This is a genomic window from Nocardiopsis coralli (assembly GCF_014892575.1).
Taxonomy (GTDB): domain Bacteria; phylum Actinomycetota; class Actinomycetes; order Streptosporangiales; family Streptosporangiaceae; genus Nocardiopsis; species Nocardiopsis coralli.
Map to the genome: position 1 here is coordinate 167,196 of NZ_JADBGI010000007.1, position 14,972 is coordinate 182,167.

The window sequence follows — 14,972 nt, forward strand, 5'->3', positions numbered from 1 at the left end:
GGGCCGGGGCGCGGCGCGGTGCTCCCTACAGGGTGGGCAGGTACCGCTGCAGCTCGTACGGGGTCACCTGGCGGCGGTAGGAGTTCCACTCCGCCTTCTTGTTGCGCAGGAAGAAGTCGAAGACGTGCTCGCCCAGCGTCTCGGCGACCAGCTCGCTGTTCTCCATGATGCGCAGCGCCTCGTCCAGGCTCTGCGGCAGCGGGCGGATGCCCATCGCACGCCGCTCGGCGTCGGTGAGGGCCCACACGTCGTCCTCGGCGCCCGGGGGCAGCTCGTACCCCTCCTCGATGCCCTTGAGGCCGGCGGCCAGGATCACCGCGTAGGCGAGGTAGGGGTTGCACGAGGAATCCAGGGACCGGATCTCGATCCGGCTCGAGTTGGACTTGCCCGGCTTGTACATCGGCACCCGCACCAGCGCCGAGCGGTTGTTGTGCCCCCAGCAGATGTACGCAGGGGCCTCGCCGCCCGCGCCGGCCGAGGCGGCGGGGTCGTCCCACAGCCGCTTGTAGGAGTTCACCCACTGGTTGGTCACGGCCGCGATCTCGTCGGCGTGCCGCAGCAGACCGGCGATGAAACCGCGCCCGACCTTGGAGAGCTGGTAGTCGGCGCCCGGCTCGTAGAACGCGTTCCGGTCGCCCTCGAACAGCGACAGGTGCGTGTGCATGCCCGAACCGGGGTACTCGGTGAAGGGCTTGGGCATGAAGGTCGCGTAGACCCCCTGCTCCATCGCCACCTCCTTCATCACGAGCCGGAAGGTCATGATGTTGTCGGCGGTCGTGAGTGCGTCGGCGTACCGCAGGTCGATCTCCTGCTGGCCGGGCCCGCCCTCGTGGTGGCTGAACTCCACCGAGATGCCCATCGCCTCGAGCATGTTGATGGCGTTGCGCCGGAAGTCGTGCGCGCTGTTGTGCGGCGTGTGGTCGAAGTACCCGCCCAGGTCGTTGGGCTCGGGGAACTCCCCGTGGTCGGGCATCTTCTTGAGCAGGTAGAACTCGATCTCGGGGTGCGTGTAGAACGTGAACCCGAGGTCGGAGGCCCTGCCGAGCTGGCGCTTGAGCACGTGGCGCGGATCGGCCGGCGACGGCGAACCGTCGGGCATCAGGATGTCGCAGTACATGCGCGCGGTCCCGTGCGGCTCGTTGCGCCAGGGCAGCGGCTGGAACGTCGAGGGGTCGGGCTGGGCGAGCATGTCCGCCTCGTAGACGCGCGCGAAACCCTCGATCGCCGATCCGTCGAAGCCGATGCCCTCGGAGAAGGCGGCCTCCAGCTCGGCAGGCGCGATCGCCACGGACTTGAGGTACCCGAGCACGTCGGTGAACCACAGCCGTACGAACCGGATGTCGCGCTCCTCCAACGTACGGAGCACGAATTCCTGCTGTCGATTCACGTTCAACCTTCCTCGATGCCGGTCGGTCCGGGCGGGTGGTCCACGGGCGCGCGGACCGGCCGGACGTCGTGTCCCATCACCAGTCTGCCGTGTGGATATTTCCTCCGGGTTTCCGAACCCCGGGTCCGGTCGGTCGGTTTCGGATCCTTCGCACACGGGATGGCCTGCGGTAAGGGTGCCTCACCCGGCACCCCCGGGGCGAATCGCCCCGGCGCACCGGCCCGGGACGCCCCGGAAGCCCCGCACACGCCCGTTTCGCTGACCCCTCGCCGTAACGCGGGCGGGCTAGGGTCGGCCCCGTGACACAGCTCCGCATCGCACTCGCGCAGGTCGATCCCGTCGTCGGAGACCTGGAGGGCAACCGTGCCCTGGTCGTCGAACACACCCGCCGGGCGGCGGGGGCGGGCGCCCACCTGGTCCTGTTCCCCGAGATGGTCGTCACCGGTTACCCCGTGGAGGACCTCGCCCTGCGGGACTCCTTCGTGTCGGCCTCCGTCAAGGCGACGCGGGACCTGGCCTCAGACCTCGACCACGAGGGCCTGGGCGAGCTGCCGGTGGTGGTGGGTTTCCTGTCCCGCCGGGAGGGTGCGCCCTCCCGCACCGGTCAGCCCTCGGGCGCGCCGCAGAACTCCGTCGCGGTGCTGCACCGGGGCGAGGTGGTGCTCACCTCCGCCAAGCACCACCTGCCCAACTACGGGGTCTTCGACGAGTTCCGCAACTTCGTGCCCGGCGACACCCTGGCCCTCCTGCGCGTGCGCGGTGTGGACGTCGCGCTGGCGGTGTGCGAGGACCTTTGGCAGGAGGGCGGACCGGTGGACGCCGCCGGGGCCGTCGGGGCCGACCTTCTCGCGGTGCTCAACGGTTCCCCCTACGAGCGCCACAAGGACGACGCGCGCCTGGACCTGTGCCAGGCGCGGGCCCGCCGCATCAACGCCGCCCTGGCCTACGTCAACATGGTCGGCGGCCAGGACGAGCTGGTCTTCGAGGGTGATTCCCTGGTCGTCGACGCCGAGGGCGAGCTGGTGGCGCGCGCCCCGCAGTTCACCGAGGAGCTCCTGGTCGCCGACCTCGACCTGCCCGGTGCGGGCCGGCGCGCCGAACACGGCCCCGACCTGGTCGAAGGGCTGCGGGTGCGCCGCCGTACCGTCTCCTCCGATGCGGTGGCCCCCTACCCTCCGCGCGCCAACACCGTCACCCCGAGGCCCGACCCGCGTTCCGACGTGGGCGAGGTCTACCGGGCCCTGGTCACGGGGCTGCGGGGCTACGTGCTCAAGAACGGGTTCTCGTCGGTGCTCGTGGGCGTCTCCGGCGGCATCGACTCCGCACTGGCGGCCACGGTGGCGGTCGACGCGCTCGGCCCGGACCTGGTGCACGGGGTCCTCATGCCGGGCGAGCACTCCAGCACGCACTCGGTCTCCGACGCCGAGGAGCTCGCCCGTCGGCAGGGCTTCCCGGTGCGCACGGTCGAGATCGGCGCCATGGTGGAGGCGTTCGAGTCCGCCGCCGAGCAGGCCGCCAGCCCTCTGCACGGGCTCGCCGCGGAGAACCTGCAGGCGCGGGTGCGGGGCACGTTCCTGATGAGCCTGTCCAACCAGGAGGGCCACCTGGTGCTGGCGACCGGAAACAAGAGCGAGGCCGCCACCGGGTACTCGACCCTCTACGGCGACTCCGTGGGCGGGTTCGCACCGCTCAAGGACTGCTGGAAGACGCTCGTGTGGGAACTCGCCGAGTGGCGCAACGCCGACGCCGAGCGGGGCGGCCACGTGCCGCCGATCCCGGAGAACTCCATCAGCAAACCGCCCAGCGCCGAGCTGGGCCCGGACCAGCTCGACACCGACTCCCTGCCGGACTACGCGCTGCTCGACGCGGTCCTGGACGCCTACGTGGGCACCGACAAGGGTGAGGCGGAACTGGTCTTCGCCGGGTTCGCCCCCGAGCTCGTGCGAAGGGTGATCCGGATGGTGGACCGGGCCGAGTACAAGCGGCGCCAGAGCGCCCCGGGCACCAAGATCAGCGCCCGCAACCTCAGCCGCGACCGCCGCCTGCCGATGACCAACCGCTGGACGGTGTGAGGGCGCGGGGCCGCTCCCTGCGCCCGTCGGCCCTACGCGGTGCCGGAGGTGCGGCGCCGGAAGAGCGTGTAGTCGGCCCCTTCCTCGAAGACGCGGCTCTCCACCCGTTCGAACCGGGCGGGGTCGAAGGACGCACCCTCGAAGAAGGGCTTCCCGGCCCCGGCGACCACCGGGTAGCGCTTGATGAAGAGCTCGTCGATCTCCGGCAGCAGGTATCCGGCGATGGAGGGGCCGCCGACCATGCAGATGCCCAGGGGCCCGTCCTCCTGTTTGAGCTCGCGGACGGTCTTCGAGGGGTCGGTGGCCACGACCGTCACGTTCGGGTCGACGTCCCCGGGCAGCGAGCGCGAGAAGACGTACTCCCGCATGTGCCCGTAGGGGCTGGTCATGCCCGCGTCGAGGCCGACCTGGTAGGAACCCCGGCCCTGGAGCATGGTGTCGAAGTGCCGGTTGGGCACGTCCAGCCCCAGGTGGGACCGCACGCTCCGGGGCAACAGCTCCGGATACTCGCTCACGTGGAACTCGCCGTTGTCCCCGAGCTGGCCCGTCTCCTCCCCGGGGTCGAAGAAGTCGAAGGAACCGTCGGGGCCGCAGACGTAGCCGTCCAACGAGACCGCGACGAAGTAGGTCAGGGTCCGCATGCTGCCTCCAGGGGGTCGAGGGCCGACCGTCGAAGCATGGCACGTCCCTGGAGCGCACAGGCGTGGTCGGCGCCGCCGGGTGTGGCCGAATGCGGACAAAGGAGCGCAGAGCGTCGCTGTCCGCCGAAGACTTCTTGTGGTGGCGCGTGTCACCGGCCGGGATCGTTCGCCCACGCATAGTTGTCTTGTCCTGTTCGAGTGTTCAGGGACAGGAGGCGCAGGTATGGCTCGGATCGCGCGAAGAAGCTGGGGCCCGGTGGCGGGCCGAATCGGAGCGGGCGCGGTGGGGCTCCTGGTGGTTGCCTCGGCCCCGGCGGCGGCCGAACCCGCGGACGGCCAGGGGGAACCGCTCGTGGGGGTCTCGCTCAACGGGGTCGAGGGGCCGGTCGAGCCGGGTGAGGAGGTCCGGTTCCGTATCACCGTGGCCAACAGCGACCGCGACTCGATGGAGCAGGCGCTGCTCGCCCAGCACGTGCCCGACGACATGGAGATCGTCTCCGCCGGACGGGACGGCGTGGTCGAGGGCGACATCGCCAACTGGGTGGTCGACGTGCCGCCCGGCGAGGACGCCGAGTACACCGTGACGGCACGCCTGGGCGAGGACGCCCGGCCCGGGAGCCAGTTGGGCAGCACCGCGTGCCTGCTCCTGGAACGCGAGGCCGAGCCGACCGCGTGTGCGACCGAGGACGTCCCGGTGGCCGAGGAGACCGCGGTCGCCAAGGCCGCAGGCGCGGTCGACGGGGAGAGCGCACTACGTGTGGCGGGCGCGGGGCTCGTGCTCCTGTTGGCGTGGTTGCTCTGGCGCCAGCGGGGTTTCTTCCTGGCCCGCTGACCGGTGCCGGGGGCCTGTGCGCTTCGTTACGTCAGTGTGTCGACAAAACGGACAGAACAACTACAACCAGTAGTAGTCTGGGCGCATGAGCATCCTCGCATCCTTCCTTCTCTTCCTGCACATGATCGGCCTGGCGGGCATCCTCGCCGGCGTCCTCATGCAGCTGATGACCGACAACACCAAGTCGGTCAAGGTCCTGCTGCACAGCGCCCTGCTGCAGCTCGTCAGCGGCATCCTGCTCGTGGGTGTCTACGAGATGGCCGACCTCGCCGACGTCAACCACATGAAGATCGGCATCAAGCTCGTGATCGCTCTGGCGATCGTCGTCGTCGGTTTTGTGAACAAGCGCAACCCGGCCACGAAGCTCGCCGCGGCCGCCGGTGTGCTCGGCGTCCTCAACATCGGTCTCGCCGTCTTCTGGTGATGCTCGCCCGCGCGGTGCCCGCACGCCGCGCGCCGGCCTCGGAGCGGGGGCGGTACGGACTTCGCAGGTCCGTGCCGTCCCCGCTTTTCTTGCGCGGACTTGCGCCGGATTTCCTGCGTGACCACCCGTTCACAGGGCGGCATCCGTCTGTTACCTTTGTCACTCGCGCGCAAAGTCTTGCAAACTCTGCAAGGAAACGTCGTCGGGGGTGGTACCGCCCCCGACGCACACCCCCGCGAAGGAGCGCACGATGACAACCCTCCGGATCGGCGCGGTCGCCGGCGCCCTGGTCCTCGGGGCCGGACTGATCGCGGTCTCGGGGCCCTCCACCCCGACCGAGGCGCAGCCGGCCGCGGCAGCACAACCCCCGCAGACGCAGCAGGCCCCCGAAGACGGCACGATCGTCCACCTCTTCCAATGGACCTGGGACGCCGTCGCCCAGGAGTGCACCGACTTCCTCGGCCCCGAGGGCTTCACCGGGGTCCAGGTCTCCCCGCCGCAGGAACACGTCGTCGTCGAGTACGACGAGGGCGGCAACTACCCCTGGTGGCAGGATTACCAACCCGTCTCCTACCAGCTCGACAACACCCGGCGCGGCACCGCCGACGACTTCCAGGACATGGTCGACACCTGCGCCGACAACGGTGTGCGCATCTACGTCGACGCGGTCGTCAACCACATGACCGGACCGGACTCCGGGACCGGCAGCAACGGCACCGAGTGGAGCAAGTACGAGCACCCCGACCTGTTCGGGGACGGCGAGTACGGCTACGGCCAGAACGACTTCGAACCCTGCTTCGAGGAGATCACCGACTGGGACGACCGCGGCCAGGTGCAGGACTGCGAACTCCTCGGCCTCGCCGACCTGGACACCGGCGCCGACTACGTCCAGGAACGCCTCGTGCAGTACCTCAACGGCCTCATCGGCATGGGCGTGGCCGGCTTCCGCGTCGACGCCACCAAACACGTGCAGGTCGAGCACGTGGACGCGATCTTCTCCCAGCTCGACGACGTCCCGGGCTGGGGCGGACAGCCGCACGTCTACCACGAGGTCATCGGCGACGACACGATCCCGTACACCGACTACACCGACCACGGCCAGATCACCAACTTCGACCACCACCGCGACCTGTCGCACAGCTTCGCCGACGGCGACATCGCCGACCTCACCGAGATGCCCGACCACGGCGGCCTGACCTCCGACGAGGCCGTGGTCTTCGTCGACAACCACGACAGCCAGCGCTACGAGCCGATCCTCACCTACGCGGATGGCGACCGTTACTACCTGGCCACGGCGTTCCTGCTCGCCCACCCCTACGGCACGCCCGTGGTCATGTCCGGCTACGACTTCGAGGGCAACGACGCCGAGGGCCCGCCCAGCACCGGCGAGGAGGAGGGCAACCCGGCCGGGTGGCTCACCGAGGACGCCGACTGCGACAACCCCTCGGGGTGGACCTGTGACCACCGCGACGAGGCGGTCGCCGGGATGGCCGGGTTCCGCACCGCCACGGCCGGCAACGGCCTGGAGGAGCGCACCCGCGACGGTGAGTCCCGGGTCGCCTTCGACCGCGGCGAGGACGGCTTCGCGGCCTTCAACGCCACCGACAGCGAGTGGGAGCTCGACTCCGAGACGTCCCTGCCCGACGGCGAGTACCCCAACGCCGCGGGCCCGGGCACCGTGGCCGTCTCCGGCGGACAGGTGCAGGCCACCGTGCCCGCCGACGGCGCCGTGGCGCTGCACACCGGCGGCTGACACGGGGCAGAGCAACGGTGGCGCCCCCGCACGCACGGGGGCGCCACCCTCAGTCGTCGTAGAAGATGCGTTCCATCACCGCACGCGCCCGCCGCGTCGACCGCAGGTACTCGTCGGTGAGCTGTTCCGAGGGGCCCTCCGGGTCGGCGCCGTCGTACTCCGAACCCGCGTCCGGCCCCTTGCCGTCGTCCTCTTCCCCGGGCTCCTCGTCATCGGAGCCGGAACCGAATCCCATCGCCTCGGCCAGCGCCCCGCGCACACGCAGGTCGGAGGGGAGCGAGTCACCGCCCCGGCCCCGCACCAGCATGATCATCCCGCGCACCCGCGAGGCCAGCCGCCAGGCGTGCTCGAGCACGGCACCGTCGTCGGCCGCGATCAGTCCGTGCGCGACCGCCAGGTCCAGCGCCTCCAACGTCCGGGGCGTACGCAGGTCGGGGTACTCGTGGGCGTGCCGCAGCTGTACCAGCTGGGCGACCCACTCCACGTCCGAGAGCCCGCCCCGCCCGAGCTTCGTGTGCAGGGTCGGGTCGGCCCCCCGGGGCAGCCGCTCGGCCTCCATCCGGGCCTTGAGCTTGCGGATCTCCAACACCGCCGCCTGGTCCGGGCCGCCCTCGGGGTAACGGAGCGGATCGACCAGCGACAGGAAGTCCGTGCCCAGGTCGCGGTCGCCGGCGATCGGCCGCGCCCGTAGCAGCGCCTGGCTCTCCCACACCTGTGACCAGCGCCCGTAGTAGGCCGCGTACGACTCCAGGGTCCGCACCATCGGACCGCTGCGGCCCTCCGGACGCAGATCGGTGTCGATCTTCAACGGCGGCTCGGCGGCCGGGACCTCCAGCAGCCGCGCCAGCTCCCGTACGACCGCCATCGCCTGCTGGGTCGCCAGACCCGTCTCCACCCCCGGGAGCGGATCGTGCACGTACATCACGTCGGCGTCGCTGGCGTAGGTCAGCTCCCGGCCGCCGAACCGGCCCATCGCCACCACACACACCCGGGTGAGCTCTTGGCCCCCGTCGGCCGCCACCACACGGGCGCGCGCCACACGCAGGGCCGCGTCGATCGTGACCTCGGCGATGTCGGTCAGCGCCTCGCCGACCTCCGTCACCGACGACACCCCGAGCAGGTCGGCCGCGGCAGTGCGCAGCAACTCGCGCCGGCGCAGCGCCCGAACCGCCGACACCGACTCCTCGTCCGTGTCGTAGCGCCGCAGGGCCGCGTCGGCCTCGGCCGTGAGCACCTCGGGCCTGCGGCGCAGCAGGTCATCGTCGTCGTCCAGCATCGCCACCGCGTCGGGGGCCCGTAGCAGCAGTTCGGTCACGTACCGGCTCGTGCCCAGCAGCCACGCCATGCGCTCGGCCACCCGCACGTCGTCGCGCAACAGTCGCAGGTACCACGGGGTCGTGCCCAGGGCATCGCTGACCTGCCGGAACCCCAACAGCCCCGCGTCCGGGTCGGGGGAATCGGCGAACCAGCCCAGCATCACCGGAAGCAGGGTGCGCTGGATCGACGCCCGCCGCGACAGCCCCGACGTCAACGACTCCAGGTGGCGCAGCGCCCCCGCCGGGTCGGCGAAACCGAGCGCCTCCAGGCGGGCCCGGGCCTGGTCGGGTGTCAGGCGCGCCTCGTCCCCGGGCAGCTGGGCGACCGCGTTGAGCAACGGACGGTAGAAGAGCTTCTCGTGCAGGCGCCGCACCTTCGCCGACACCCGCTTGCGCGCCTCGGTCAGCTCGGTGACCGGGTTGGCGGTGAACCCCAGCGCCCGGCCCAGGCGCCGCAGCTGCGCGGGCCCCTCCTGCGTCCCCGGGTCCGGCATCAGGTGGGTGCGCCGCAACCGGTCCAACTGCAGGATGTGCTCGGCCCGGCGCAGGAACCGGTACGCCTCGGCCAGGCCCGCCGCGTCCTCGCGCCCCACGTACCCGTACTCCGACAGGGCGGTGAGCGCCTCCAACGTGTTGCCCGAACGCAGCCGGTCGTCGGCGCGCCCGTGCACGAGCTGGAGCAGCTGCACGGAGAACTCGATGTCGCGCAGGCCGCCCGGGCCCAGCTTCAACTCACGTTCGTCCTGCCCGACGGGGATGTGCGAGACCACGCGTCGGCGCATGGCCTGTACGTCCTCCACGAAGTCCCTGCGCGCGGAGGCGTCCCACACCATCGGGGTGATGGCCTCCATGTAGTCCAGGCCCAGCTGCAGGTCGCCCGCGATCGGCCGCGCCTTGAGCAGCGCCTGGAACTCCCACGTCTTGGCCCAGCGCTCGTAGTAGACCAGGTGGCTCGACAACGGACGCACCAGGGGACCGTTGCGCCCCTCCGGTCGCAGGGCCGGGTCGACCTCCCACAGGGTCCCCTCGGCGTCGGTCTCGGTCGGCACCCGCATCATCGCGGTGGCCAGGCGGGTCGCGGCCGCCATCGCCACGCTCTCGGCGATCGGAGCGCCCTCGGAGTCCACGTCCGGCTCGGCCACGAAGACCACGTCCACGTCGCTGACGTAGTTGAGCTCGCGGCCCCCGCACTTGCCCATGCCGATGACCGCGATCCGGCATAGGGCCGCGTCCTCGGGGTGGTGGTGGCGGGCCACGGCCAGGGAGGCGTCCAGCATCGCGGCGGCCAGGTCGGCCAGCTCCGCGGAGGTCTCCTGCACACCGGCCGCGCCGGTCAGGTCGCGCCCGGCCAGGCGCAGGAGCCGGCGCCGGTAGGCCACCCGCAGGGCGTGCCTGAGGGTGTCGGACGAGCCGTCCTCGAACTCGGCGGCGGTCGGCGCCTGCGCGTCCGGGTCGGCGCCCACGGTGTGCAGGAACCCGCGTCGCACCTCCTCCGGGTCGGGGGAGCGCGCCGCGTCCGGGCCGCGCAGCTCCCGCCAGTCCCCGGGGTGGCGCACGAGGTGGTCGGTCAGGGCGATGCTCGTGCCCATGACGTGGCACAGCCGCGCCCTCAGGTCGGGCTCCTCGCGCAGGGCCGCCAGGACCTCGTCGGGGGAGGGGGCGGCCTCGAGCACACGCAGGAGGCCCAGGAGCGCCTGGTCGGGGTCGGGGGCCGCGGCGAGCGCGTCGACGACGGCGAGGTCGTCCTGCGCGTCGAGCCCGGCCTCCTCCACCAGGCGCAGGGCCCGGGGGCTGTCACTGAAACCGCGCCTGGCGAGCGCGCCTGCTGTCATGTTGGTTCTTCCGTTCCTCGCCACACGTCCACGTTAGCCTTGCCCCGCAGGCCTTCCCCGCGCCCCGTCCCCACCGCTGCCCGGAACACGCCGGCGCCCCGCCCGGGCATACCGTTGCGGGGACCGACACCCGTACAGCCAAGGGAGTGACATGTCCGTCCTCGACGTCGAGATCGGTGCCCTCAACGGCGGCCCCGCCCAGCTGGACCGCCACCGGGGCGAAGCCGTCCTGATCGTCAACGTGGCGTCCCGGTGCGGGCTGACCCCGCAGTACACCGCCCTGGAGGAGCTGCAGCAGCGTTACGCGGGCCGCGGCTTCACCGTGCTGGGCGTGCCCTGCAACCAGTTCATGGGGCAGGAGCCCGGGACCGCCGAGGAGATCTCCACGTTCTGCTCGACCACCTACGGCACGACCTTCCCGATGACCGAGAAGGTCGACGTCAACGGCGACGACCGCCACCCGCTCTACACCGGGCTCGTCGGGGCCGCCGACGCCGGGGGCCACACCGGCGACGTCCGCTGGAACTTCGAGAAGTTCCTCGTCGCCCCCGACGGCACCGTCGCGGCGCGCTTCGCACCGCAGACCGAGCCCGGCTCGGAGGAGGTCGCCAAGGAGATCGAGGCCGTGCTGCCCTCCTAGAACGCACACACTCGGCGGGGGAACGAGAGAGGCCGTCGACGGTGTCGGGAACACCGTCGACGGCCTCTCTCAGAGCCTCACGGGGCTCTTAGACGTCGTAGTACAGCTCGAACTCACGCGGGTGCGGCCGCAGGCGCAGGGAGTCGATCTCCTCGGTGCGCTTGAAGTCGATGTAGGTCTCGATGAGGTCCTTGGTGAAGACACCGCCCTCGAGCAGGAACTCGTGGTCGTTCTCCAGGGCCTCCAGGGCGTCGTCCAGCGAGGCCGGGACCGTCTTGATGGCCTTGGCCTCCTGGGGCGGCAGCTCGTAGAGGTCCTTGTCGACCGGCTCCGGCGGCTCGATCTTGTTCTTCACGCCGTCGATGCCGGCCATGAGCATCGCGGAGAAGGCCAGGTACGGGTTGGCCGACGGGTCCGGAACGCGGAACTCGATGCGCTTGGCCTTCGGGTTCGAACCGGTCAGCGGCAGGCGGATGCAGGCCGAGCGGTTGCGCTGGCTGTAGACCAGGTTGATCGGGGCCTCGTAACCCGGCACCAGGCGGTGGAAGGAGTTCACCGTCGGGTTGGTGAAGGCCAGCAGCGCCGGGGCGTGCTTGAGCAGGCCGCCGATGTAGTGGCGCGCGGTGTCGGAGAGCTGGCCGTAGCCGGACTCGTCGAAGAACAGCGGCGCGCCGTCCTTCCACAGGCTCTGGTGGCAGTGCATGCCGGAGCCGTTGTCGCCGAAGAGCGGCTTGGGCATGAACGTGGCGGTCTTGCCGGCCGCGTTCGCGACGTTCTTGACGATGTACTTGTACTGCTGGACCTGGTCGGCGTGGTGGAGCAGCGTGCCGAACTTGATGCCGATCTCGGCCTGGCCGGCGGTTCCGACCTCGTGGTGCTGGAGCTCGACCTCGAGACCGGAGTCGATGAGGGTGCGGACCATGTCCGAACGCAGGTCGCTGTAGTGGTCGACGGGCTCGACGGGGAAGTAACCGCCCTTGTAGCGGGGACGGTAACCGCGGTTGCCGCCCTCGATGCTGGAACCGGTGTTCCAGGCGCCCTCGATCGAGTCGATCTCGTAGTAACCCGTGTTCGAGCGGGTCTCGAACTTGACGTCGTCGAAGATGTAGAACTCGGCCTCGGCCCCGAAGTTCACGGTGTCGGCAACACCCGAGCCCTTGAGGAAGGCCTCGGCCTTGCGGGCGACGTTGCGCGGGTCGCGGCTGTAGGAGTCCAGCGTGATCGGGTCGTGCACGAAGAACGTCATGTTCAGCGTCTTGTGCTTGCGGAACGGGTCCAGGACGCCCGTGCTGAGGTCGGGGAGCAGGAGCATGTCCGACTCGTGGATGGCCTGGAAGCCGCGGATCGAGGAACCGTCGAACATCTGGCCCTCGGTGAACGTCTTCGCGTCGACGTTCTCGACGGGGAGGGTCACGTGGTTCACGCCACCGAACAGGTCCGTGAATCGGACGTCGAGAAACTTGACGTCCTCCTTCTGGATGTAGGCGAGAACCTCGTCGACGTTGCTGAACAAAACGGAACCTCCGTGCAGATAGCTGAGACGGTGGAGCCGGGTCCGCTCCGTCGCGGACGACATCGGATCGCATCCGTCTCCCGGCTTCGTCATCGAAGCTAGGAGGGCGCGGTTTCCACGCCATGTCTCTATTGTTTCTCGCATGTTACGGACTCCGCTGTTCCTGCAGACCACATGCCCCGTTCGTGCGGTTTCCCCCTCCAGGAGGGCGAATCGGGTCGTTTCGGAAGTCAGTGGTGTGGCATGGGCCATGCCCCCTCCGTGCGCCGGACGCCGGACCTTCGTGCACCCCGGCGCAGCCGCCCGCGGCCTGCCGATACCGTGAGGAACATGAGTGACGAGAGCCGGTCGGGCGCCGCTGCTGCCGACCCCGACGACGACTTCATGTACCGGGGCAGCCGCCTCGGGCTGCCGGAGAACGGCCCCGGTTCCGTGCCCGGCGTGATGCGCCGCCTCGTGGGCCTGGCGCTGGACTGGCTCTTGGCCACCCTCATCGTGATGGGTGCCCTCAACGTCGGCCTCATCGGGCAGGAGCTCTCGGCGGCAGCCGAGGGCGGCGGGGAACCCGAGGCGCTGGCGCTGACCAACTTCACCACGATCTCCACCCTCGTGGTCTTCGCCGCCATGAACATCCTTCTGCTCACACTCTTCGGCACCTCCGTCGGGCGCCGCCTCGTGGGCGTGGGCATCACCGCCACCGGGGAGCGTTCCTGGCCCTGGTTCGTCTCCATGGCCGTGCGCACACTGCTGTTGTGCCTGGTCATTCCCGCCGTCGTCTACGACCGCGACACCCGCGGCCTGCACGACCGCGCCGCAGGAACCATCGCCACGCGCTACTGAGGCCCGCCGGGGCGGGCGATCCGGACCCTGCCGCGGCCGCACCTGACGGTTCCGGGCAGGTCACGATTGCTCCGTGTGCGTACGAGCCGGTACCTGCCTGCTGTTAACATCCGTGGATCACATCTCCCTGGGGCTTCGCCGATCCCACGGATGCGGTGCCCCACCCTCCCCAAGGCCTCGCACCTCTAAGGTTCCTCTCCTCATGGCTGGAAAACGCTCCGCCCCCCTGTCCTCGGGCGCACTGGGCGCCGTCCGTATGTCGACCGGCCAGTGGGCCGCGACCATCGTGACGGTGCTCGCGATCATCGCGAGCCTGGGTGCCTACGGCTGGTACGCCTCCCTGTGGGGCAACATCACCACCGCCCAGGTCGACACCGACGAGTGGGACCGCCCCAACAACGTGGACGGGGTCAAGAACATCCTCGTCATCGGTTCGGACGTGCGCTCGGGGGAGAACGCCAACTACGGCGAGGTCGAGGGTGAGCGCCCCGACATGATGATGATCGCCAGCGTCAACATCGACAGCGGCGCCGCCACCCTGGTGAACCTGCCCCGCGACCTGCTCGTGGACCTGCCCGCCTGTGACCCCGTGGAGGGGTACGAGGGCATGGAGGCCCAGAGCGGCATGTTCAACTCCGCCATGACCTTCGGCGGGGTCGGATGCCAGTGGAACGCGGTCGAGCAGGTCACCGGCGTGCACCTGGACCACTTCCTCATGATGGACTTCGTCGGGTTCGCCGACATGGTCGACGCCATCGGCGGGGTGGAGATGTGCATCCCCGAACCCATCGACGACCCCCAGGCCCACCTGGAGCTCGAGGCCGGCCAGCAGACCCTGGACGGGGAGGACTCCCTCGGGTTCGTGCGCTCGCGTTACAGCCAGGGCGACGGCAGTGACCTCTCACGCATCGAACGCCAGCAGGAGTTCATGGGCGCGATGCTGCGCGAGGTCCTCGACAGCGACGTCATGACCAGCCCCGCGACCGTCACCAGCTTCATCGGCGCGGTCACCGACTCCATCACCACCGACGAGGACCTCACCGTCGACACCATGAGCGAGATCGCCATGGCGATGCGCGAGGTCGACCTGGACCGCGTCCAGTTCGTCACGGTGCCCAACGGCAGCCACCCGGCCGACGAGAACCGCATCATCATGGAGGAGCCGGCCGCCACCGAGCTCTTCGACCGCATCAACGAGGGCGAGGACATGACCGGCGCCGACGGCGGCTCCGGCGGGGGAGAGGGCTCCGAGGAGGCCGACGAGGCGCCCGAGCCCTCCGACATCAGCCTCGACGTGCTCAACAACACCGACATCGAGGGTCTGGCCAACGAGGTCGAAGCGGTCCTGGCCGAGGCCGGGTACACCGTCGCCGGCACCGGCAACCCCGAGGAGCGCCTGCCCGAGGCCACGACCGTCTACCACGCGCCGGGCGACGAGGCCTCCGCCGAGCTGCTGGCCGACTACATCGGCCAGGCCCAGACCGAGGAGGCCGAGGGGCTGGACCAGGACCTCGAACTGGTCATCGGCGCCGACTGGCAGGGCATCGCCGGCAACGGCGACGACTCCGGCGGCGACGGGGCCATCGCAGAGGAGCTCGACGGGGCCACGGCCGAGGCAGAGGGCGAACACGCGTGCTGACACGGTGCCAGTACGCTGTCCGATGGTGATCTGACAGGGAGCGAAGGGGTCCGGTACCATCCGGCCCCATACGTCCGTCGGCG

The 14,972-nt window shown here is 70.3% G+C and carries 11 protein-coding genes; 7 read left to right on the forward strand and 4 right to left on the reverse strand.

Going from position 1 to position 14,972, the window contains the following annotated elements; genetic code table 11:
* Positions 1-25: 25 nt before the first annotated feature.
* Complete coding sequence (locus IDM40_RS09995; protein WP_193121662.1) at positions 26-1,387, reverse strand: glutamine synthetase family protein; 1,362 nt, start codon at positions 1,385-1,387, stop codon at positions 26-28.
* A 299-nt stretch (positions 1,388-1,686) separates the two neighbouring features.
* On the opposite strand from IDM40_RS09995, the gene IDM40_RS10000 reads away from it, so the two are divergent.
* Positions 1,687-3,459, forward strand: a complete 1,773-nt coding sequence (locus IDM40_RS10000; RefSeq protein WP_193121663.1) for an NAD+ synthase — start codon at positions 1,687-1,689, stop codon at positions 3,457-3,459.
* 32 nt (positions 3,460-3,491) lie between these two features.
* On the opposite strand, the gene IDM40_RS10005 is transcribed toward IDM40_RS10000, so the two are convergent.
* Complete coding sequence (locus tag IDM40_RS10005) at positions 3,492-4,100, reverse strand: dihydrofolate reductase family protein (RefSeq protein ID WP_193121664.1); 609 nt, start codon at positions 4,098-4,100, stop codon at positions 3,492-3,494.
* Positions 4,101-4,356: 256 nt separating this feature from the next.
* On the opposite strand from IDM40_RS10005, the gene IDM40_RS10010 reads away from it, so the two are divergent.
* The 3 genes from IDM40_RS10010 to IDM40_RS10020 all read left to right on the forward strand — a co-directional run bounded on the left by IDM40_RS10010 (position 4,357) and on the right by IDM40_RS10020 (position 7,109).
* Positions 4,357-4,932, forward strand: a complete 576-nt coding sequence (locus IDM40_RS10010; RefSeq protein ID WP_328806985.1) for a hypothetical protein — start codon at positions 4,357-4,359, stop codon at positions 4,930-4,932.
* 85 nt (positions 4,933-5,017) lie between these two features.
* On the forward strand, positions 5,018-5,356 hold the full coding sequence (locus tag IDM40_RS10015) for a hypothetical protein (RefSeq protein WP_193121666.1): 339 nt from the start codon (positions 5,018-5,020) through the stop codon (positions 5,354-5,356).
* A gap of 250 nt (positions 5,357-5,606) precedes the next feature.
* Entirely contained in the window at positions 5,607-7,109 is a 1,503-nt protein-coding gene (locus tag IDM40_RS10020; protein WP_193121667.1) for an alpha-amylase, read from the forward strand.
* A gap of 49 nt (positions 7,110-7,158) precedes the next feature.
* Here the strand turns inward: IDM40_RS10020 and IDM40_RS10025 are convergent, their stop codons facing one another.
* Positions 7,159-10,257, reverse strand: coding sequence for a bifunctional [glutamine synthetase] adenylyltransferase/[glutamine synthetase]-adenylyl-L-tyrosine phosphorylase (locus IDM40_RS10025; RefSeq protein WP_193121668.1), 3,099 nt, complete (start codon positions 10,255-10,257; stop codon positions 7,159-7,161).
* Positions 10,258-10,408: 151 nt separating this feature from the next.
* Between IDM40_RS10025 and IDM40_RS10030 the strand changes: the two genes are divergently transcribed.
* Complete coding sequence (locus tag IDM40_RS10030; RefSeq protein WP_193121669.1) at positions 10,409-10,897, forward strand: glutathione peroxidase; 489 nt, start codon at positions 10,409-10,411, stop codon at positions 10,895-10,897.
* Positions 10,898-10,985: 88 nt separating this feature from the next.
* Here the strand turns inward: IDM40_RS10030 and glnA are convergent, their stop codons facing one another.
* Entirely contained in the window at positions 10,986-12,410 is a 1,425-nt protein-coding gene (gene glnA / locus IDM40_RS10035) for a type I glutamate--ammonia ligase (RefSeq protein ID WP_193121670.1), read from the reverse strand.
* 330 nt (positions 12,411-12,740) lie between these two features.
* On the opposite strand from glnA, the gene IDM40_RS10040 reads away from it, so the two are divergent.
* Positions 12,741-13,250, forward strand: coding sequence for an RDD family protein (locus IDM40_RS10040; protein WP_193121671.1), 510 nt, complete (start codon positions 12,741-12,743; stop codon positions 13,248-13,250).
* A 202-nt stretch (positions 13,251-13,452) separates the two neighbouring features.
* Positions 13,453-14,889: an LCP family protein gene (locus IDM40_RS10045; protein WP_193121672.1), complete on the forward strand. Its 1,437-nt coding sequence runs from the start codon at positions 13,453-13,455 to the stop codon at positions 14,887-14,889.
* Positions 14,890-14,972: the final 83 nt, after the last annotated feature.